This is a genomic window from Massiliimicrobium timonense (assembly GCF_002160865.1).
In the GTDB taxonomy this organism is placed as follows: Bacteria; Bacillota_I; Bacilli_A; order Erysipelotrichales; family Coprobacillaceae; genus Allocoprobacillus.
Genome location: NZ_NFLJ01000014.1, coordinates 40,060 through 61,002 on the forward strand (window position 1 = coordinate 40,060; position 20,943 = coordinate 61,002).

Annotated in this window: 19 protein-coding genes and 1 other annotated feature; of the genes, 1 reads left to right on the plus strand and 18 read right to left on the minus strand. The window is 30.3% G+C overall.

Translation table 11 applies throughout. From position 1 onward, the window contains the following. Positions 1-28: 28 nt before the first annotated feature. The 8 genes from B5E75_RS06025 to B5E75_RS06060 all read right to left on the minus strand — a co-directional run bounded on the left by B5E75_RS06025 (position 29) and on the right by B5E75_RS06060 (position 9,238). Complete coding sequence (locus B5E75_RS06025) at positions 29-886, minus strand: hypothetical protein (RefSeq protein ID WP_087357871.1); 858 nt, start codon at positions 884-886, stop codon at positions 29-31. Beyond that, complete coding sequence (locus tag B5E75_RS06030; RefSeq protein ID WP_087357872.1) at positions 883-1,626, minus strand: ATP-binding protein; 744 nt, start codon at positions 1,624-1,626, stop codon at positions 883-885. Before B5E75_RS06030 ends, B5E75_RS06025 begins: the two co-directional genes overlap by 4 nt. Then, on the minus strand, positions 1,595-2,638 hold the full coding sequence (locus B5E75_RS06035; protein WP_087357873.1) for an IS1/IS1595 family N-terminal zinc-binding domain-containing protein: 1,044 nt from the start codon (positions 2,636-2,638) through the stop codon (positions 1,595-1,597). Before B5E75_RS06035 ends, B5E75_RS06030 begins: the two co-directional genes overlap by 32 nt. A 297-nt stretch (positions 2,639-2,935) precedes the next feature. Beyond that, complete coding sequence (locus tag B5E75_RS06040) at positions 2,936-3,628, minus strand: LytR/AlgR family response regulator transcription factor (protein ID WP_087357874.1); 693 nt, start codon at positions 3,626-3,628, stop codon at positions 2,936-2,938. 731 nt (positions 3,629-4,359) lie between these two features. Next, positions 4,360-6,573, minus strand: coding sequence for a RelA/SpoT family protein (locus B5E75_RS06045; protein ID WP_087357875.1), 2,214 nt, complete (start codon positions 6,571-6,573; stop codon positions 4,360-4,362). Between the two features lie 45 nt (positions 6,574-6,618). Further along, positions 6,619-7,131 (minus strand): adenine phosphoribosyltransferase, encoded by a 513-nt coding sequence (locus B5E75_RS06050; protein ID WP_087357876.1) that lies wholly within the window; start codon positions 7,129-7,131, stop codon positions 6,619-6,621. A gap of 59 nt (positions 7,132-7,190) precedes the next feature. Continuing rightward, positions 7,191-8,813, minus strand: coding sequence for a single-stranded-DNA-specific exonuclease RecJ (recJ, locus tag B5E75_RS06055; protein ID WP_087357877.1), 1,623 nt, complete (start codon positions 8,811-8,813; stop codon positions 7,191-7,193). A gap of 137 nt (positions 8,814-8,950) precedes the next feature. After that, entirely contained in the window at positions 8,951-9,238 is a 288-nt protein-coding gene (locus B5E75_RS06060; protein WP_087357878.1) for a post-transcriptional regulator, read from the minus strand. Positions 9,239-9,317: 79 nt separating this feature from the next. On the opposite strand from B5E75_RS06060, the gene B5E75_RS06065 reads away from it, so the two are divergent. Further along, complete coding sequence (locus tag B5E75_RS06065; RefSeq protein WP_087357879.1) at positions 9,318-10,628, plus strand: oligosaccharide flippase family protein; 1,311 nt, start codon at positions 9,318-9,320, stop codon at positions 10,626-10,628. Here the strand turns inward: B5E75_RS06065 and B5E75_RS06070 are convergent. The 10 genes from B5E75_RS06070 to B5E75_RS06115 all read right to left on the minus strand — a co-directional run. Beyond that, positions 10,623-11,762 carry an aminotransferase class I/II-fold pyridoxal phosphate-dependent enzyme gene (locus tag B5E75_RS06070; RefSeq protein WP_087357880.1) on the minus strand — a complete coding sequence of 380 codons (1,140 nt, stop codon included), beginning with the start codon at positions 11,760-11,762 and terminating at the stop codon, positions 10,623-10,625. The genes B5E75_RS06065 and B5E75_RS06070 overlap by 6 nt on opposite strands. After that, a complete protein-coding gene (locus tag B5E75_RS06075; protein ID WP_087357881.1) occupies positions 11,762-12,490 on the minus strand; it encodes an amino acid ABC transporter ATP-binding protein in 729 nt (242 codons plus the stop codon). The genes B5E75_RS06070 and B5E75_RS06075 overlap by 1 nt, the downstream gene beginning before the upstream one ends. Next, on the minus strand, positions 12,483-13,166 hold the full coding sequence (locus B5E75_RS06080; RefSeq protein WP_087357882.1) for an amino acid ABC transporter permease: 684 nt from the start codon (positions 13,164-13,166) through the stop codon (positions 12,483-12,485). The genes B5E75_RS06075 and B5E75_RS06080 overlap by 8 nt, the downstream gene beginning before the upstream one ends. A gap of 19 nt (positions 13,167-13,185) precedes the next feature. After that, entirely contained in the window at positions 13,186-13,974 is a 789-nt protein-coding gene (locus B5E75_RS06085; protein ID WP_087357883.1) for a substrate-binding periplasmic protein, read from the minus strand. Between the two features lie 118 nt (positions 13,975-14,092). Next, positions 14,093-14,299, minus strand: a binding site (T-box leader). Positions 14,300-14,429: 130 nt separating this feature from the next. After that, on the minus strand, positions 14,430-14,663 hold the full coding sequence (locus tag B5E75_RS06090) for a hypothetical protein (RefSeq protein WP_087357884.1): 234 nt from the start codon (positions 14,661-14,663) through the stop codon (positions 14,430-14,432). Between the two features lie 8 nt (positions 14,664-14,671). After that, positions 14,672-15,208, minus strand: a complete 537-nt coding sequence (locus tag B5E75_RS06095) for a nitroreductase family protein (RefSeq protein WP_087357885.1) — start codon at positions 15,206-15,208, stop codon at positions 14,672-14,674. Between the two features lie 31 nt (positions 15,209-15,239). Further along, positions 15,240-16,148, minus strand: a complete 909-nt coding sequence (locus tag B5E75_RS06100) for a hypothetical protein (RefSeq protein ID WP_087357886.1) — start codon at positions 16,146-16,148, stop codon at positions 15,240-15,242. Between the two features lie 67 nt (positions 16,149-16,215). Further along, entirely contained in the window at positions 16,216-18,111 is a 1,896-nt protein-coding gene (gene htpG / locus B5E75_RS06105; RefSeq protein ID WP_087357887.1) for a molecular chaperone HtpG, read from the minus strand. 166 nt (positions 18,112-18,277) lie between these two features. Continuing rightward, positions 18,278-19,690, minus strand: a complete 1,413-nt coding sequence (locus tag B5E75_RS06110; protein WP_087357888.1) for a glycoside hydrolase family 1 protein — start codon at positions 19,688-19,690, stop codon at positions 18,278-18,280. 158 nt (positions 19,691-19,848) lie between these two features. Further along, positions 19,849-20,943: glycoside hydrolase family 1 protein (locus B5E75_RS06115; protein ID WP_087357889.1), on the minus strand; the 1,095-nt coding region annotated here is incomplete at its 5' end.

Consider the following 20,943-nt stretch of genomic DNA (forward strand, 5'->3'; position numbering starts at 1 on the left):
ATAAAAGATTCATCATGAAAAATCAAGTTCAATCCTGATTTTCATTCAACTTTGTTTCAATATCACTTTGCCATTGTTGTAAATATTCATTGGCTTTTTGAATATCCTGCTGATAAAGTAAAGATAAAGTCAACATATGATTTCTTTGATCATGTCTTATTTTTGATAAAACATCATTTCTTTTTCTTTGTTCCTGCATCAACAATTCAATCTTTTGATTTTGATATTCTATTGTCTTAAGATATTTCTGATGTTCAAAACCTTGATCAATCATACGAAAAATCAGATAAAAAATAAAAATAACCATGCCATAAATTACTATATTCAAAACAAGACTTTCAAAACTACCTAAAATAGACAATAAAAAATATTCAATAAAAAAGAATACAACTGTCTTGTTATCAAAAAATATCACATTCATTTTTTGATAAAGAAGACAAGAAAAATAATAAATCAAAGCTAAAGAAATCATTTTATAAAACAATGAACTGATAAATAATTGTTGATTATTTAAGAAAAGAGAAACCAGATATAAATACATATCTTCAAATCCTATACGAATAATACCTGTTAATAAAATAAGCATTTGAAAAACAAAAGCACTTTTAAAATGTGCATCCATCAATCGTTGCATATAAAGCTGACGCATACCATAAATCAATAAAAGAGCAATCAACCCCAAAAGAGAAATCGTGAGTTCTTTTTCACCATAATAATAACTCATGTATGTTCCAACAAATGAAATCATCGTATATGGTAAATGGAAAAGAAGCGAAAGAATAAACATTTTAGAAAATGAATAACGATGAGTAAAAAGATTTTTTGTATAATAGACAAGACAAATTGAAAACACAAACCACATCACACATGAATAACCCATGATCATTGACTTTCACCTTCATATAAGAAAATTGTCACATCAAACCACCCATCTTCTTGTTTTAATGTCATATCCCCATGATATGCTGCCACAATATCACGAATAATTTTTAGACCATATCCATGTCCTGATTTCCTTTCAATGATTTGTTTTGGATCATAGCTGTTTTCTATTTGAACTTTTAAACAATGATATTTTTCTTCTATATGAAGCTTTATAAAAGGTCGTTGACATAATTTTGTCGCATTGATCGCATTATCAATCAAATTAAACATTAAAGAAGATAAATCAATATCAGATAAAAAAGTTTTTGAAGAAACATGAATATCACTTTCTACTATAATATCTTGATTCTCTGGTAAATTCAGTTTATAGGATAATATGGTATTCATTATCATATTTTGTGAGTATTCATTTTGGTATTGATTAATGGTTGCTTCTAAGCCTTCTAAATGTAATGAATGTGATTGTTTTGTATCGATATTTTTAAGCTGTTGGGATAATTGTTGATAATAGTGTATCTTTATGTCTTGAATGGTTGCATGTGATAATTGTTTTTCCTGCCAGAGTTCCTGTTGAATATGATAATAAAAGCGTTGATATAACTGTTGATAGTATTGTCCCAATAAATAGACAATCATTAAAAAAACAACACCAAAAAAGACACTGATAAAAGAAAACGCTCTTTTTAAAAAAATTATTGCTGTGACTTGCTTATTCTGCAAATATTCCATAACGATATTCATAATAAGCTTCTTTAAGAGATATTGGCATTGGTGTTGCCAATACAGATATATTCCTAAATAATGATGTTTCTACCAATAAATTCATAATCTTTTCTGGCATCTCATTTCGTTTGTATCTGTACTTCATCTGTTTTCTTAGTATATTGAAGTTCAGATATCCCTGCAAATATCTCGTGCTTATGCCTTTTGTCTTTATAATCAGACCGGCTACCTCAGTCATCATTTCATTGATGACACCTAATGATTTACCATCTCTAGTCAGGTATCTCTTTTCTGTTGGTGAGGTCGGAACTTTGTTGTTAGTTGTTCCAAGATGATTTGCAAGCTGCTGTATGCATGACTTTGAATCAGAAATGATTTCTTTAATATCGCCAAAATACATTTCATTTGATATATATTTTTCAAAAGATTCGCTTCCAAGTCCTGTAATGTTCATGATCATATGATCATTTTCATCAACAGCACATATCACACTGACTTTATGATGTGATATACCCCTAAATGCAGATTGTCCACCCCTTTTTTTAGAATATCTTGGCATATTATGAGGCATTGTTCCTTTCAGGTTGATACTCAGATATTGAGTATCAACTTCAATTTCTCCTGAAAGGATCTGATTATTGATGATTTCAGTAGCAGCATGATAAAGCTTGTGACGCATGTAAAAACATGTCGTCGTACTGACACCAAGAAAATGTGCTTCATCTTCCAGTTTCATTTCAGAAATCTCCAGATCAACAAAAAGTATCCATTGCTCCATTGTAAGATGCGACCAACTGAAAAGTGTATGGGTTCTATCATTGAATGTTCTATGACACTCTTTGCATAGATATCTCTGACGCTCATTAGAATCTTTTCCGTTTTTCTTGACATGTGTTGATCCACAGATAGGACAAACCTGATCAGATGAATCAGTGTTATTTAGATTATTATTCAATAATGAAAACAAATAATCTATATAAGATTTATCTTTAGTTTTTAAGAAATCAATAACTTGTTTTTCATTAATCATAAGTATCGCCAATCCTTCTATGAAAAGTATAGCATATATGAAAAATAGATAACTTCTAAAACAATGGATAAACACCTAAAAAACGGTGTTAAAATAAAAAAGTAATAATAGCAGCAACATTTTTATTAAAAAGAGCGAAAGAAAATATAAAAGTATAAAAACTAGGGTAATAAGTTTGATAAGAATAGTCTAAAATATATGTAAAAAAATAACTTATAGATAAAGCCAGAAAACAGACAAAACACATAAAGATAAAGTATCTGTTTATTTTTTTATTTTTAAATAAAATGACTCTTTTCATAAAAAAATCCTTTCTTTCAAGAGATGATGATACTTGCGACTCACAGGAATCTCTTTTCCATTGATTAACTCAATAGAGGTTCTTTTCATAGACAAGATATACTTTTCATTGACAATATAGCTTTCATGTACTCTTAAAAAATGATGATTCAACCTTAACATTAAATCTGACAATTTTTCATGACTCGTATAAATATGGCCTTGATGATCTTCAATATAAGTAATTCTTAATTTTCTTTCTAAATATAAAATATGCGTCTGTTGTAAATAAAGGTTTTTATTTTTAGTATGAAGCATCAATTTTCTAGAAGCATAATAATCTAATATTTTTTCAACGAGAAGATCAATCTTTTGGGAAAAATCTTTCTTTTCAATATAGTAAAAAACAGAAGAATTAAAAATATCTTTATAATAATCATCATATTGTGATATATAGACAATTTGGATTTCTGGATGTTTTTGATATAATTTTCTTGCAAAATCAAGAGTTGTTCCCTGTTGTGTACAAATATCCAAAATTAAAATATCAAATGTCATCATCTCTTGATATAAAAGAGCCTCTAAATCATGTTCATCATTGAATGATGTTATTTCAAAAATAATTTGTGATTTTTTTAAAGCATTGAATAAAATTTGTAAAATATAGTCTAATTGTTCTTTTTGATCATCAAAAATTCCTATTTTCAACATACCCTCTCACCTAATGAACTATTCTACTGATTTTTTCATTACATATCAATTTAATGACATATTTGACAAATTTCATGTTATTTTTAGTATATGAGCATAAAAAATAGGAATCAAGATTTTCACTTCTTGATTCCTATCCATTATTTTTAAAGAAGAAATATTATCTTCAATGTGATTCATTTATATTCATTTTTGTAAATAACGATGACACTCTATTATCTATTAACTTATCTATATTTCTATGAATCAAAAACTATATCTATATAGATAATCTCATGAATAATGTTTCCATATTTTCGATAAAGCCATATCACAATGCCTTTTTTACTTATTGCTTATTTTTACAAACAATCAACTTTCTCATTCACTCATTATGATGACACTTTATTATATCATGAACTTTTTTGATGAAGACCTATCATTACCAGGTCTAACGTATGTTAGGGGGTAGAAGATCTCTTTCTAAACGATACTCTTTTGGAAGAAGGAGATTTTCCATGAACCTAGGTCCTAAATATAAAGTTTTGATTTTTCTAGTTTCTTTCATCTTTAAGACCTCCTTTCATTTCCTTTCCTTTTCTTCGTCTATATCATAACACATTTTTTATAAAATTGAAAGCCTTTTCATTTTCATATTATGAAAATATTATTTTCAATTTATCTTCTTTTTATCACTGCTTTTTTGATTTTAAAAAATCATAAATAGATACATCTATTTATGATTGAAAAAGTTAGTGAATAACTCTTGAAATACTATAAACACCTTGTATTTTATTTAAATTATCAATTGTCAATTGTAGAAGTTCAGCATTCTCTACAGAAAGTTTTAATTGAATTTGTGCTTCTGTATCAACGACACCGGCATTAATATTTAAAATATTAACCTTAACCTGTCCTAATACAGTAATAATATCATTCAATAAATTAGGACGATCTAAACCTCTAATATCAATATCAACTTCAAAACGCTTTTGCATAATATTTGTATAATCCCAATAAACATCAATCAGACGTCCTTTTTCTACACCTTTTAGGTTAGGACAATCTGCACGATGAACTTTGATTCCTTGTCCTTTTGACACATACCCAATAATCTCATCACCGGGAATAGGATTACAACATTTCGATAATTGAACCTTTAATCCATCCACACCTTTGACACTAATACCTAAACTGCTGCTTTTCTTTTGATTCTTTAAAGCATTATTGTTTTTCTTTAAAATCTTTGAAAGATTATCAAAGAAACCAGTTTTTGATGGTAAGACTTTATCTATGAGCGTGGCAGCTGTAGCCTGTTTTTTCCCAATCACTAACATTAAATCATCAAAATTTCTAGCTCCAAAAGAACCAAAATATGATTTATAAGTTTCTGGATCAAGAAATTTCTTTTCATCTAAATTACGTTTACGAATTTCTTCTTTTAAAAGCTTCTTTCCTTCTTCTATCGCTTCTTTTTGTGTTTCTGCATCTTTTTTAGAAATATATTGTCTAATTTTATTTCTGGCTCCGGCCGTTCTAACAAATTTTAACCAGTCTTCACTCGGTCCAGAATTTTTATTCGTTTTGATTTCACAGACATCACCTGTTTTCAGTTTGGTATTGATAGGGACCATGACATTATTAACGATTGCCCCTACCGCATGGTGACCGACTTCGGTATGAATACGATAGGCAAAATCAATAGGCGTTGCCCCATTAGGAAGTTCTACAATTTTTCCTTGTGGTGTCATAACATAGACATTAGCTTCAAAGATATCACGTTTTAATGAGTCATAATATTCTTTAGCGTCACCATCTTTAATTTCATCACTTAAAGTAATGAAATCGCCCAGCCATTGTAATTTATCAACAATATCTTTTTGTTCTTGTCTTGATGAATAATCTTTTCCTTCTTTGTATCGCCAATGAGAAGCCACTCCACGTTCTGCCAGTTCGTCCATTTCTTCAGTACGAATCTGTATTTCAAAAATATGTCCATCCTCACCGATAACAGCTGTGTGCAAAGATTGATACATATTAGGCTTAGGCATAGCAATATAATCTTTAAAACGACCCGGTAAAGGACGAAAATGATCATGAATAATACCTAAGACTTCATAACATTTCATTTTATCTTTTAAGATAATACGTAAAGCATTTAAATCATAAAGTTCATCAAAACGTTTATGTTTAATAACCATTTTTTTATAAATACTATAAATATGTTTTGCTCTACCTTTAATACGATAATCAATATGATTTTCATCCAGTAATTTTTCTACGGATTTCATCATTTTTTCAACAGATTCTTTTCTTTCACTACGTTTTTGTTCTAATAGCTCAGAGATTTCAAGATAAGCTTTTGGATCTAAATAATGCAAACAAAGGTCTTCCAGTTCAATACGAATATCATTAATACCTAAACGATGTGCAATTGGTGCATAAACTTCCAATGTTTCCCTAGAAATGCGCTGTTGTTTAGCAGGAGGCATATACTGTAATGTACGCATATTATGCAAACGATCTGCCAATTTAATCAAGATTACGCGTATATCTTTTGCCATCGCAATATAAATCTTACGATGATTTTCAGCATAAACATCAGCTTCATCTTTAAATGGCATTTTATTGATTTTCGTTACACCTTCAACAAGACTGGTAATTTCTTCTCCAAAACGTTCGACCATTTCTTCACGAGGGACATCACAGTCTTCCATGACATCATGTAAAAGTCCTGCCGCAATAGTTGTTGGTCCGGTCTGTAAAGTCGTCAGAATGTATGCTACCCAGATCAAATGAATCGTATAAGGTTCACCACTTTTACGTTTTTGTCCTTCATGTTTTACCATAATAAAATCATAAGCTTTTTGAATTAAATCAATACTTTCTTTTTTGGTAATGTAAGTTGAACAACTTTCCAAGACATCATCAAATGTCACTTGATCATGTGCTCCTTTATATTTCATAAATTCTTCCCCCTTTACTATGCAAAAAAAGAGACATCGTCCCTTTTAATACTTTAAGACTGAAAAAACGTCATAATCTTTTAAAAGTTCCCTTCCTTTTAATGCTTCAAGTTCAATTAAAAAAGCAGTTCCTACAACGTTTCCACCCATTTTTTCAATTAGAGTTATAGCCGCCTCAACTGTTCCACCAGTTGCTAATAAATCATCAACAACCAAAACATTTTGTCCAGCTTGAATACTATCACTATGCATTTGAATTTCATTTGAACCATATTCCAAATCATAAGATTGACTAATCACTTCTCGAGGAAGTTTTCCCGGTTTTCTAACAGGAACAAATCCACAATGTAATGCCAAAGCAACAGGACATCCAAATAAAAATCCTCTAGCTTCAGGTCCCACAATGACATCAACCTTTTTATCTTTTGCAAATTCACTGATTAATCGAATAGATTCTTGATATGCATCCTTATTGGCTAAAAGTGGTGTCACATCTCTAAAGATAACACCCGGTTCTGGAAAATCAGGAATATCTGCGATATACTTTTTTAAATCCATAGCTTAAAAGCCCTCCTTATTTGTCTATTATATCAAAATCTCTGCTTTTTATAAAGAGATTATACAATATCTTTAATAATAAAATTTATACTTTTTTGATGACGATATTCATTAATTTGTAATGTCCCAATGACATTCATTGTTTTTATATTTTTTAATTCACCATATAAATCTCCATGTTGAAAATACAACATAGACATCTGACCATGTGGAAATTGACTTTCCATCTTTAAATGTTTTCCTTGCCCCATTTGTTGAACACGAGAAACAGGAACATTCTTTAATATATATAAAGGTTCTTCATTTTTCATACCGAAAGGTTCTAATAATGATAAAGATTCTACACTGGAAAGTACAATATCATTTTCATCAATCTGCAAAACAGATGTTGTTGGTTGAAAATGCCTACCTTGTAAAGAGTCCTTAACACATTGACAAAATGAATCAAAATGAGCCTCATCAACCGTAAATCCTCCAGCTAAAGAATGACCTCCACAAATAACAAACTGATCTTGATGTTCCATAAAAAATTGATGCAAAGAAAAACCTTCTACACTTCTGGCACTGCCTTTATACAAACCTTTGTCTTTATCATGATTCATCACAAAACTTGGTCTTTCATATTCACGTGTATATTTTCCAGCAATCAACCCCATAATGCCTTCATGAATCTCATCACTTGCCCAGCAAAGAAAATCATCATTCATCTGCTGCTTGGCAAGTTCATACTGTTGGTTGGTCATTGTCTGTCTTTTGGTATTCAAAGATGTGGCCATTTGAGCCACTTGAACCATAAAATCACGAGGCGCATTTTTTAAGAAGTATTTGACCAGAATATTAGGAGAACAGAGTTCTGGTAAACGACCAAAAGAATTGATCTTAGGTGCAATCACAAATCCAATACCATAAGTTGAATAAGTCTGCTGATTTCCTAACAATAATTCTAATGACAGATATTTTCCTTCTTTCATAAAAGTCAAAGCACGTCTAACCAGTGAACGATTTTCATTGAGTAATGGCATCATATCTGAAATGGTCGTAATTGCTGCCAGACAAAATAAATATTTATCTTGTCGTCCAAGCAATGCACTTGCCAGTTTATATGCAACATAGCCTCCTGATATTTCTTTAAAAGGATAATCTGGTGATAGCTTTGTATGAATAATTGTACAGGCATCTGGTAAATCTTGATCAAATTGATGATGATCTGTAATAATGACATCAATGCCCAGTTCATTGGCTCTTTCAACAGCTTCAAAAGCCTTCACACCATTATCCACAGTAATGATTAAAGTATAACCTTTTTCAGCCATCTGTTCTACACGCCTAACATTCAAGCCATAGCCATCTTCAAAGCGATGAGGAATATGATATCCTACTTTCACTCCCAGCTCTAAAAAAGCTTGCACAAGAATCGTTGTTGCTAAAATACCATCACAATCATAATCTCCATAAATACAGATTTTTTCATGCTGTTCAATCGCTTCATGGATTCTTTCCAATGTCATATCAGCTTCTTCAAACAATGAAAAATCATGATAGATCAAACGTGGATTCATCATTTCTTTCAATGTTTTTTCATCATATTGACGACTTTCAATGACTTTTGCTAATAAAGAATTGATATGATATCGAGCCTGAATCTGTTGATAATGTTGTGGTTCTATGATCTTATATTTCATAACTCACTTCAATCTCCTTCACATATAAAAGCATTATAACACACGTTGATTTGTGATTTCAAATCATTGACATTTTTCATTGTTCATTTTATTTCTTAAATAAAAAAGTCCTGCTAACATCACAGAAGTTAGAGGCACTATTTCGCAATAAAATCACTAAAATCATCAATTTTCATCGTCGATGCTTCTTTAATGACTTTCATCTTTAAATAATCAAAAACCTCAGAAAAACGCAAAGACATAATATCATCAATCACATCACACATCGCTTTTGTTTCTACATCTTTCCATTTAATAGAATAAAGATAATCCTTTATATCATAACTATTAATATCATGAACCCCTTCATTTTTAAATTCATTAGCTTTTATACGAATTAAAAAAAGAATATCTAGTGGTAAGTTATTCTTTATATTGATTTCCATCGAATGCACTTCCTAACATATTTTTTAAATATTTAACATATTTATTATAAAGGAAATTCGACAATAAAGGAAGTATTTTATGAAAAGAAAATTGATTAATTCATTTCTCATCTTAACAGCCAGTACCCTCATCACCAAAGTCTTTTCATTACTCAATCGTATGCTTTTATCACGACTTTTAGATGAAAATGGAATGGCACTTTATATTTTGGTTATTCCAACATTATCTTTATGCATTACCTTAGCCCAGTTTTCCGTTCCATCTGCAGTTTTTCGCTTGATTTCACATCCCAAATACAACAACAAAAAGATTATTATTTCAGCATTATGTATATGTTTTATAACATGTTTATGTATTATGGGCACACTTTTATGTTTTTCAAAAATAATAGCTGTTTATTTTCTAAAACAAAGTGATGCTTATTTTCCACTTTTATGTATGCTTCCCTTTATTCCTCTGGTAGGAATAAGTGGTATTATCAAAAACTATTATTTAGGAAAAGAAGATGTCTGGAATCTTTCACTTGCTCAATTATTTGAAGAAGTTTCTCGTATTGTTTTTACTTATATTGTCATCCAAAAATTTCATCATCTTCACATGCCCTATTTAGTCAGCATTGCTATTATTGCTATGAGTATTGGGGAAATCACTTCTATTCTTTTTTTAATGTTACGTTTAAAAAGGAAAGTCAACTGGCATTATCATCCCCTTTCCTATTTTCAAAGTCACTTTCTATTCAAAGATATGATGAATATTGCTTTACCCTTAACAGGATCAAGACTGTTGCATGTTGGCTACAATTTTTTAGAACCCATTCTTCTTGTTTCAATTTTGACAAAACTACATATTGAAGAAACACAAATTCATCTTCAATATGCAATAATAAGTGGTTATGTCATTTCATTACTTGTGACACCTACTTTTTTCAACAATGTGATTTTAAGATTGTTAATCCCTATTTTAAATAAAGATCTCGCCTACAATCGTATTAATGCTCTCAAAAAGCATGTTTTCTATAGTCTTATCATTTGCCTTTTCATTAGTCTTCCCTTTACATTGATCTTTTATTTTTATGGCGATGTCTGCCTTCAGATCATGTACAATACAACCAAAGGATATCAGTATCTTCAGTATATGTGTATTCCTTTTACAATTTTTTATTTACAGACACCCTTAAGTGCCACATTACAGGCACTCAATAAAAATAAAGAAATGTTTATGATGAGTACTTTAGAAGTTTTCATTGAACTAGTTTGTCTAATTATTTTAATTCCTCGCTTTCATGTTGCAAGTGTCGCTATCGTCATGTTAATAGGATTATTTTCAACACTTGTTTTTTCATTTTATTTTGTCTATCAATTTGTTTATAAACATAAAAAAAGCCTATAACACAATGGAAATAGGCTTTTGATCAAATTGTCTTAACCAACGTGAAAAAGTCATTAAACCTTCTTTCATGATTTGTTCATCTTGTGTAAATCCAAATCTTAAATGATATTCCACATCAAAGGCACTTCCCGGAACAAAGAAGACACCTGTTTCTTTTTGCAACTTTTCACAAAAGAGTGTAGAAGGCATATCCACATGGTAATGTAAAAAACAAACTGTTCCATGACGTGGTATAACACATGAAACAAGTGGTTCTTGATCTAACCATCGTTGGAGAATGTCTTTATTTTTCTGACAAATATTTAAACTACGTTTTAAAATCTGATCTTTATTTTCTAAAATCAGACAAGCTAAATAATCATCTAAAGGTCCACTACTGATAATATGATAGTCACGACGATAATTAATCAAATCAATCACTTCTTGAGGGCCTTTAATCCAACCTAGTCTTAATCCGGCAAAAGAAAATACTTTTGACAAACTTTGTGTGACTATCGCCTGATCATAGTAATCACTGAATGAAGGATACAAACCACAAGCTTTTGTATCAACCCCTCGATAAATTTCATCACACAAAATATAGCAATGATGTTTCTTAGCTAAATCAATGATTTCTTTCATTAAAGGCAAAGGAATTGTTGTTCCAGTTGGATTGTTAGGTGAGTTTAAACAAATCATTTTGGTGTTATCTTGTATGCATGATTGAAAATCCTCAATAGTTGGTAACCACTCGTTTTCTTCTTTTAAGGTAATCAAAGAAACTTCACAACCTAATGATAAAGGAAAATCATACATTTGCTGGTATGTAGGAAATAAACTGATCACATGATCTCCCGCTTCCAGCAAACTCATCATGACCAATTCATTAGCATTAATGGCCCCATGAGTAATAGTGATATGACTTTCATCACCCGTTTCATATAACGATAAAATCGCTTTTTTTAAACGTTGAGAACCTACAATAGGTCCATAATCCATTTTCATAGACATGATCTGATCACTGATATTTTCTGATACAAATTGTTGAAGTTCTGATAAAGTTAAGGATGACACACATGTTTCTGTCAAATTATATTGACAGTCATTTTCATGATCAGTCATCCATGTTTCTACTTTAAATTCGTTAATTTTCATTAGTGCATAACCTTATTTAAAAAATCTTGTGCTCTTTGTGTTTTAGGATGCTTAAAGAATTCTTCAGCATTATTTTCTTCAACAATTTTTCCATCTTCCAAAAAGATAACACGATTGGCAACTGTACGTGCAAATCCCATTTCATGTGTCACAACAACCATTGTCATTCCTTCATTGGCTAATTCCTGCATAACCTCCAAAACTTCAATAACCATTTCTGGATCCAAAGCACTTGTTGGTTCATCAAACAACATAATTTCTGGACTCATGCATAAACTTCTGGCTATTGCAACTCTTTGTTTTTGTCCACCTGATAATTTATTTGGATATTCATCTTTTTTATCAAGAAGACCCACTCTTTCCAAGTATTGACAAGCTATTTGTTCTGCTTCTTCTTTGCTTTTTTTCATCACTTGAATAGGGGCTAAAGTCAAATTTTCTAAAACTGTCATATTAGGAAAAAGATTAAAATGTTGAAAAACAAATCCCATTAATCCTCTTAATTTTTTATAATTTTCACTATCTTTTTCATCAAGTAATTGATCATTAACATAGATATGACCACTTTCTGGTTTTTCTAATCCATTAATACATCTTAGCACTGTACTTTTTCCAGAACCAGAAGGACCAATCAAGCAAACGATTTCCCCTTTTTTAATTTCTAAGGAAACATCATTAACAGCCTTTAAATCATTAAATTGTTTTACAATATTCTCTACTTTAATCACTAACTGCCAACTTCCTTTCTATTTTCTTTGCTATATATGAAATCGTCAAAGTCATAACAAGATAATAAACTCCTGCCAAACAATAAGGTGACATAAATTCATAATATTGATTTCCTAATACTTTAGCAGAATTTAATAATTCAACAAGACCTATAATACTGACTAATGATGAATCCTTAATCAAGGTAATAAATTCACTAATCAAAGGTGGCACGATTCTTTTGAATGCCTGTGGTAAAATAACAAGACGCATTGTTTGCCATCTTGATAATCCTAAAGTTTCACAGGCTTCCCATTGTCCTTTATCAATACCGTTAATACCACTTCTGATTAATTCTGTTGTATATGCCCCACTATTAATACTCATGGCAACAACACCAATGAGAAAATAATTCATTCTAAAAACTTCACCTGTAATCTGCGTAACAATAATAGGAACAACATTAAATATCAGCATGATTTGTAAAAGCATCGGTGTTCCTCGAATAACTTCTACATATATATTTCCTAATATTCTTAATAATCTATTCTTTGATATCTTTGCTGAAGCTCCTAGAATACCAAAAATTAATCCAATAAAAAGGGATAGACCTGCCATACTTAATGACACCATTGCCCCCTTAAATAGATATATCAAATTGTCTATAGTGAGTATGTCCCAAAAAGCTGTAAACATATTCTATCCCCTTTCTCATCTATTCTTTTAATTGTTTTAAACCATATTTTTCACATAATTGTGTATAATCATCACTTGCTAAAAACTGATCTAAAGCTTTGTTCACCAAATTAATCATATCTTCATTTCCTTCTTTAGCAATAATATAATTCTTTTCATCTAACAAAGATTCTTCTAACATTACAAAACCTTGTTCTTTGACATAATTTTGAGCAACTGCCAAGTCTACAACAACAGCATCATATTGATGACTTGTTAAAGCACTAAAAATTTCTTGCACATTAGAAACAGAAACAACTTTAGCATTTTTGATTGACTTCGCAGCATCTTCACCTGTTGCTCCACTTTGTGCAGCAATGACTTTTCCTTCAAGATCAGCAACTGTCTTAATATCAGAATCTTTATTCACAACAGCAACTTGAGCTGTGGCAGTATATGGTTTAGACCATTCAACTTTTCTGTCTTCATCATAAGTAAATCCAGAAACACCTAAATCCATTTGACCACTTTGTACTTGAGAAACAATATTTTCAAATGACATTTGATGCCATGTAAATTTATATTCTGTTTTATCATCGTTTAAATAACTTGGAAATAAAGCTACCATATCTGGATCAAATCCTACAATATTTCCATCAGTATCTAAAGATTCATATGGTGCATAGTCTGGAGATACTGCAACATGAATTTCTTTTACTTCTTTTCCTGAACTTGCTTGTGTATCAGTTGTTTCTTTTTCATTTCCCCCACAAGCTGTTACTGTTAATGCCATAGCGGCTACTAATAATCCTTTAAATAATTTTTTCATTTTCTTTCCCTCATCTTTCCTCTATTTTTATTTTTTATCCATTTTTTTGTGAATGTCACCGTAAGATCAACCTCATCATGAAATCCCCCTTTTCATAAAAAAACGCCTCTTAGTTTAACTAAGAGACGAAATTATCGCGGTACCACTCTTTTTGATATATCAAAGATATATCCACCTCTATCCTTAAAGCAGATTCACTCAATACCCTACTCCATTCAAGTATCGTTCTCCAAAGTGCGGTTCATTTAAACGCCTATACTGATCTCACACCAACATCAGTTCGCTTTATATTTGTTTAAACTACTCTCTTTTTCATCGAATTTTTTGATATGCTTCTATTATATGCATTTGATTAAACATGTCAATACTTTTTTTGCTTTTTCTCAATATTCATCTATTATTTTCTATTTAAACATAAAAACAGAACTAATTTTATAAAATATATAAATTTTATTTTATTTTTTCATATAAAATAAAATTTGTTCACTAACATAATGAAGCTTTTGAATCGGTTCTTCCATTAAATCAAGTTGACATTGTAAATCATCCAATTGATTATTTAACTCTTGAATTTCATTTTTTTGTTCCTTGATTTGTTTTATTTTTGATGCCATCTTCTCTCTATAATCCAAAATATAAATTGTCAAAAATAAACAAAGCAATCCACCAATAATATATATAATAATCATAATCATCCTCATTTCATGACAACAATATCTGCAAATTCTTTTCGTGGAGGTCTTTGGACTTCTTCGTCACTATATCCCACAGCAATCACACTCACAACAGCTTGATTTTCTGGAATAGAGAAAAATGCCTGAATAGCTTTTTCATCACGAATCCCCATCACTAACGTTGATAATCCTAACTCTGTTGCTTTTAAAATAAGATTCATATTATGCATACCACAATCATAATAACCCCAGCCATTTCCTAATTCATTTGTTGGAGTTCCATCTTTATTATAACCAGAACGATTTAAAACAATCGTTGAAACAATAAGTATTGGAGCATCACCTACATTTTCTTGATTAAATTCTGGCAAAGCAGCCTTAATAGCCTGTCTAGCTTCTTCACTTTCAGCAATATAATAACGTGTCACCTGCGAATTTTTCCATGAAGGTGCTAATATAGCTGCTTCAATCATCTGTTTTATAAGTTTTCTTTCTACTGGCTTTTGAAGGTAATGTCTACGCACACTTTTTCTTTTTTCTAATACTTCCTGTAATTCCATAAATACCACCCCTATTTATTATAATCTTGATTTAATCCTTTTGCAATGTTTCTTCACTGAGATATTGTGAAGGAATGATTGATAATGGTGCAATATCTTGAATATGATCACCATCTTCATGCAAAGCATACATTCCATCAAGTTCTAGATAAAACGTATCTTGTTCATTTATTTGATAAGGCAAATAGACATCCTCACTGTAAACACTGTCTAAACACAAACAAAGTTTTGTATCTGGATAAAGTTGATGGTCTAACGGTTCAAAGAAAATCTGGTTTTCAGTTTTATCAACAACTTTCATCAAAATACGGCTATATCCCTTCTTTGATGAAGAAGTTTCTACATTCTGACTCTGACTCTTTTGCCAATCTTCTGTTGTCATTTCAAGAGGTTCATAAGGAAATAAAGCTTTTGATACTTGATAATCACTTTGTCCATTAATAATTTGTACATCAATAGGAATATCACTGTCTTTCGTTATAAAAATACGCTCTGTATTGACCATTGTTATAAGTCCTAATAAATGACCACTATAATCAAAATTCTTTTTAGAAAAGATATCTCGCATAAAATCTTGACTCATCGTAATCGTCAATTGAGAATAATCTTCATTTATTTTTACGGATGTTTCTAAATCATTGAATTGTTGAATGACCTCTGTCATGAATTGCTGATTCTTCTCTAAAAATGCCTGAGCCTGTTTTTCATCAGCTTCAATAAATAAATAATCATCTTTAATATATATGTTTTCTCCATATTGTCTATCAATAGATATATCATCTTCTTTTTCATAATGAATAATATTTTGATAAAAGTCTGCATTTAAAAACCAGTCGTAGTATCTGCTTAAACGATAGACTGTGATATTTGATTTTTCCTTTGTTTGACATCCTATTAGACATAAACATATCATCAATAAAATAATTCCTCTTTTTTTCATATGCCTCACCTATTTTTATTATAGCATAAAAAAAGAAACGAAAATCAAAATCGTTTCTTTCCATCTATTATTTATTAGCATCTACCATTAACTGACAAACTTTATTAGAGAATTCAACAGGATCATCAATACTAAATCCTTCAATCAATAAAGCCTGATCATATAATAATGAAGCATAATCATTAATTTTTTCTTTATCTTTTTCAAATAAAGACTGTAAAGCATTAAATATAGCATGATTTGGATTAATCTCTAAAATTCTTCCTGCTTTGATGTTTTGTCCATCTGGCATTTGATTGAGAACTTTTTCCATTTCAAAAGACACACCTTCACTACTTACTAAACAAACAGGATGTGTTTTTAAACGAGCAGAAACTTTCACATCTTGAACTTTGTCTTTTAATGCTTCTTTAAGTGTTGAAATCAAATCTTTATTGTCTTCACTGACTTTTTCTAACTCTTTCTTTTCTTCTTCACTATCAATATCTAAATCACCTTGATTAATATTTTTAAATGGTTTTTCTTTATATTCTCTTAACATCTGAATACAGAATTCATCCACATTATCAATCATATAAAGAATATCAAAACCTTTATCTTTCACCATTTCTACAGTTGGTAAATGATCAATCTTTTCATAACTTTCACCACTGGCAAAATAGATTTCTTTTTGATCTTCTTTCATATTTTCAACATATTCAGCAAAAGTTATCATTTTCTTTTCATTGGCACTATAATATAACAATAAATCCTGTAATTTATCTTTTAACATACCATAGCTGTTATAAATACCAAATTTTAACTGTAATCCAAAGTTTTTAAAGAATTCTTCATATTTTTCACGATCATTCTTTAACATTTTTTCCAATTCACTTTGAATGCGTTTTTCAATTTTATCAGCAATAATCTTTAATTGACGATCATGTTGTAACATTTCACGAGAAATATTTAATGATAAATCTTGTGAATCAACTAAACCTTTAACAAATCTAAAATGTTCTGGTACAAGTTCACTCGCTTTATCCATAATAAAGACACCACGTGAATAAAGCTGCAACCCTTTTTCATAATCTTGTGAATAATAATTCATTGGTGGTTTAGAAGGAATAAATAATAATGAATCATATGAAATTGTTCCCTCTACACTGTTATGCATTACACATAATGGATCACTGAAATCATTAAATTTATCTTTATAGAATTCATTATAATCTTCTTGTGTAATTTCTTTTTTAGGTCTTTTCCATAAAGGAACCATTGAGTTCAATGTCTTATTTTCAATCACTTGTTCATATTCATCACTATCTTCTTTTTTCTTAGAAGTTGTCATATCCATTTTAATAGGATAATGAACATAATCAGAATACTTCTTAACCAATCTTTGAATTTCATATTCATCTAAATATTGATCATAATTTTCATCATCAGTATTATCTTTTAAGTATAAATTGATTCTTGTTCCATGATTTGGATAATCTGTTTCATTAATAGTATATCCATCACTTGTATCAGATTCCCAGATATAAGCCTGATCTTCTCCAAATTTTTTAGAAATCACTTCAACCTTATGAGCAACCATAAATGCTGAATAGAATCCAACCCCGAATTGTCCAATAATATCAACATCATCTTGTCCTTTTTCTAATGCCTGTTTAAATTCAAAAGAACCACTATTAGCAATCGTTCCTAAATGTTCTTCTAATTCTTTTGCATTCATACCAATACCTTGATCAATAATAGATAACATACGATGATCTTTATTGATCACAATTTGAATAGATAAATCTTCTCTTGAAATACCATTTAAATTTTCAGTTAGTGCTTTATAATATAATTTATCAGAAGCATCACTTGCATTAGAAATTAATTCTCTTAAAAAGATTTCTTTATGTGTATAAATAGAATTAATCATTAAATCTAATAATCTTTGTGATTCAGCTTTAAATTGTTTCTTTTCTGCCATAATTACATCTCCTTTATTAGCACTCTACCCATTTTTGTGCTAATAGTATCTTACACCTTCTCGTTAGCACTGTCAAGTCCAATGTGCTAAAGTCATCTTCTTTTCTTTAAATCTTTTTTCAAAAATAAAAAAGACTCACTATCACAAGTGAATCTTTTCCATCATTTTAATCTAAATCTTCACCATTAGATTTAAAGACTTTAGAAATCCAATAGAATGATTTTTTAGGAATACGTTTTAAATCTCGCATATCTTTATTTGTTCTATTGACATAAACAAATCCATAACGTTTATCCATATTACACATACTTGCTAAAATATCAATTGGTCCCCATGTAATATATCCTAGACATGGAACACCTTCTTCAAACATCGCATTTTCCATTTCTTTGATATGATCTCTATGATAATTGATACGATAGTCATCTTCAATTGTTTTTCCAGCAGCAAGCATAGCATCAACTTCTTCTTGAGTCATATCTTCACGCCAACCTACACCATTTTCCAATACGAAAACAGGTAAATCAGAACGTACATGTAAATCATTCAATGTCCATCTAAATCCAATCGGATCGATTTCCCATCCCCATTCATTGGCTTCACAATGTGGATTTTTCACAATATGTTCATTGACAACTTCATGATAAGGTCTTTCTAAATCAAATTCTCCTTCAGTAATTGTATTAGAACGATAATAACTGAATGCAATATAGTCAACAGTATATTTCAATAATTCTTCGTCACCTTCTTCAAAATGAGGCATCCATCCTCTATTTTCAAGATAAGCAACCATATAATCAGGGTATTTTCCTTTCGCAAAGACATCAACATGGAAACCATTCATATATTGATAAGCTTGCCATGCAAATAAATTATTTTTAGGTGTATTTGTATATGGATAAATATTTGTAACAGCAGCCATACCACAGAATTTAGCATCTGGTTGTAATTCTCTTAATGCTTTAACAGCTTTACAGTGAGCAATGAAAACATTATGATTCACTTGATATAAATGTTTAGCTTCACTGACACCTTCAGGAATTTCTTCTGCATTAGAAACTCTTAACATCATACCATGTAAATTCTGTTCATTGAAACTCATCCAATGTTTGACACGATCTCCAAATCTTTCAATACATACTCTAGCATATCTTTCAAAACAATCAACAACATAACGAGATGCAAAACCATTATAGTTTTTCACTAAATGATAAGGCATATCAAAATGAACTAATGTAATCATTGGTTCAATTCCAGCAGCTAATAACTTATCAATTAAATCACTATAGAATTTGACACCTTCTTCATTCACTGGTTCATCTAATGTTCCATTAGGAATAATTCTTGACCAGCAAATAGAAAAACGATAAAAATTAAATCCCATTTCTTTCATTAATGCAATATCTTCATCATAACGATGATATTCATCAATTGCTACATTCCAATCTGAAAATTCAGGATTCATTGGTCTGACATCATAAACACAGACACCTTTACCTCCCTCATTTCTTGCTCCTTCTGTTTGAAATGAAGATACTGATCCACCCCAGTAAAAACCTTTTGGCATTTTCTTTTCCACAATTTCTTCCTCCTTATTCTCTACCAATTATTTTATAATAAATTATTTCAAGAGTAAACGCAGTTCACTGACTTTATAATGAAGTTTCATAAAAGATAATATATTATATATAAATATGAAACTCTGTTTCAAAAAAAGATTGTCATTGCAGACAATCTTTATTCAAATTCTTTTGTACGAGCTACTTCTCTCATCCAGCTGGCAGATTTCTTTTCTTTACGTTTATAACCATCATCAAGACACACTCTTACAAATCCATAACGATTTTTAAACGCATTACACCAAGACCAGTTATCAATTGCACCCCAGTAATGATAACCTAAACAATTCGCTCCATCTTCAATGGCTTTTGCAATCCATTCTAAATGATCTCTAACAAACTCTATACGATAGTCATCTTGAATAACACCATTTTCATCCATAAATTTTTCTTCACCTTCAACACCCATTCCATTTTCTGAAATAAAAAATGGTAAATCAGGACATTCTTTTTTGATTTTCATACCAAAATCATAAATTCCTTTAGGATAAATTTCCCATCCACGATGAACATTCATTTTTCTTTCAGGCCAAATGTATGGTTTCGCAATACATGGCAATCCATTTTCATCGAATTTTGAATCTGGTGCCTGAACACGTGTTGGCTGATAATAATTAAATCCTAACCAGTCAACTTTTCCTTGAGCTAAAATAGCTTCATCTCCAACACGGCGATTGATTTCAACTTTCCAGTCATTTTCCACTGTATCTAAAACATCTTCAGGTAAATGTCCATGTGCCACAACATCTAACCACCAGCGATTATGTAAACCATCTGTTATTCTCACGGCTTCTAAATCTTCAGCAGATGGATTATCTTTTGTATATGGTGGAGCAAAACAGTTAATCATCCCAATTTTTGCATCTTTACGAATTTTTCCTTCTTTTTGAAGCTTTCTAAAATTCATGACTGCTAAACAATGTGCTAAAGTAATATTGTATTGAACATTGATTGATTGTTTAAAATCTTTTTGATATGGATACCAAGTGCCATGTAAAAATTGTTGTTCTGGTTCTACAATAGGTTCATTAAAAGTAAACCAGTATTTAATTTTCTGACCAAATTCTTCCATTGCCTTTTTCACAAAATTAGCATACGCTTCCACAACTTCTCTATTTTGCCATCCACCACGTTTAACTAAATATTCAGGCATATCAAAATGATACATATTCATAAATATTTCAATTCCATTTTCGTGAGCACAATCAATCAA

What these genes read in the sequence shown, in the direction of transcription:
- B5E75_RS06025 (WP_087357871.1), bottom strand. Translation starts at nt 886, where the DNA reads ATGATCATGGGTTATTCATGTGTGATGTGGTTTGTGTTTTCAATTTGT.
- B5E75_RS06030 (WP_087357872.1), bottom strand. Translation starts at nt 1,626, where the DNA reads ATGAATATCGTTATGGAATATTTGCAGAATAAGCAAGTCACAGCAATA.
- B5E75_RS06035 (WP_087357873.1), bottom strand. Translation starts at nt 2,638, where the DNA reads ATGATTAATGAAAAACAAGTTATTGATTTCTTAAAAACTAAAGATAAA.
- B5E75_RS06040 (WP_087357874.1), bottom strand. Translation starts at nt 3,628, where the DNA reads ATGTTGAAAATAGGAATTTTTGATGATCAAAAAGAACAATTAGACTAT.
- B5E75_RS06045 (WP_087357875.1), bottom strand. Translation starts at nt 6,573, where the DNA reads ATGAAATATAAAGGAGCACATGATCAAGTGACATTTGATGATGTCTTG.
- B5E75_RS06050 (WP_087357876.1), bottom strand. Translation starts at nt 7,131, where the DNA reads ATGGATTTAAAAAAGTATATCGCAGATATTCCTGATTTTCCAGAACCG.
- recJ (WP_087357877.1), bottom strand. Translation starts at nt 8,813, where the DNA reads ATGAAATATAAGATCATAGAACCACAACATTATCAACAGATTCAGGCT.
- B5E75_RS06060 (WP_087357878.1), bottom strand. Translation starts at nt 9,238, where the DNA reads ATGGAAATCAATATAAAGAATAACTTACCACTAGATATTCTTTTTTTA.
- B5E75_RS06065 (WP_087357879.1), top strand. Translation starts at nt 9,318, where the DNA reads ATGAAAAGAAAATTGATTAATTCATTTCTCATCTTAACAGCCAGTACC.
- B5E75_RS06070 (WP_087357880.1), bottom strand. Translation starts at nt 11,762, where the DNA reads ATGAAAATTAACGAATTTAAAGTAGAAACATGGATGACTGATCATGAA.
- B5E75_RS06080 (WP_087357882.1), bottom strand. Translation starts at nt 13,166, where the DNA reads ATGTTTACAGCTTTTTGGGACATACTCACTATAGACAATTTGATATAT.
- B5E75_RS06085 (WP_087357883.1), bottom strand. Translation starts at nt 13,974, where the DNA reads ATGAAAAAATTATTTAAAGGATTATTAGTAGCCGCTATGGCATTAACA.
- B5E75_RS06090 (WP_087357884.1), bottom strand. Translation starts at nt 14,663, where the DNA reads ATGATTATTATATATATTATTGGTGGATTGCTTTGTTTATTTTTGACA.
- B5E75_RS06095 (WP_087357885.1), bottom strand. Translation starts at nt 15,208, where the DNA reads ATGGAATTACAGGAAGTATTAGAAAAAAGAAAAAGTGTGCGTAGACAT.
- B5E75_RS06100 (WP_087357886.1), bottom strand. Translation starts at nt 16,148, where the DNA reads ATGAAAAAAAGAGGAATTATTTTATTGATGATATGTTTATGTCTAATA.
- htpG (WP_087357887.1), bottom strand. Translation starts at nt 18,111, where the DNA reads ATGGCAGAAAAGAAACAATTTAAAGCTGAATCACAAAGATTATTAGAT.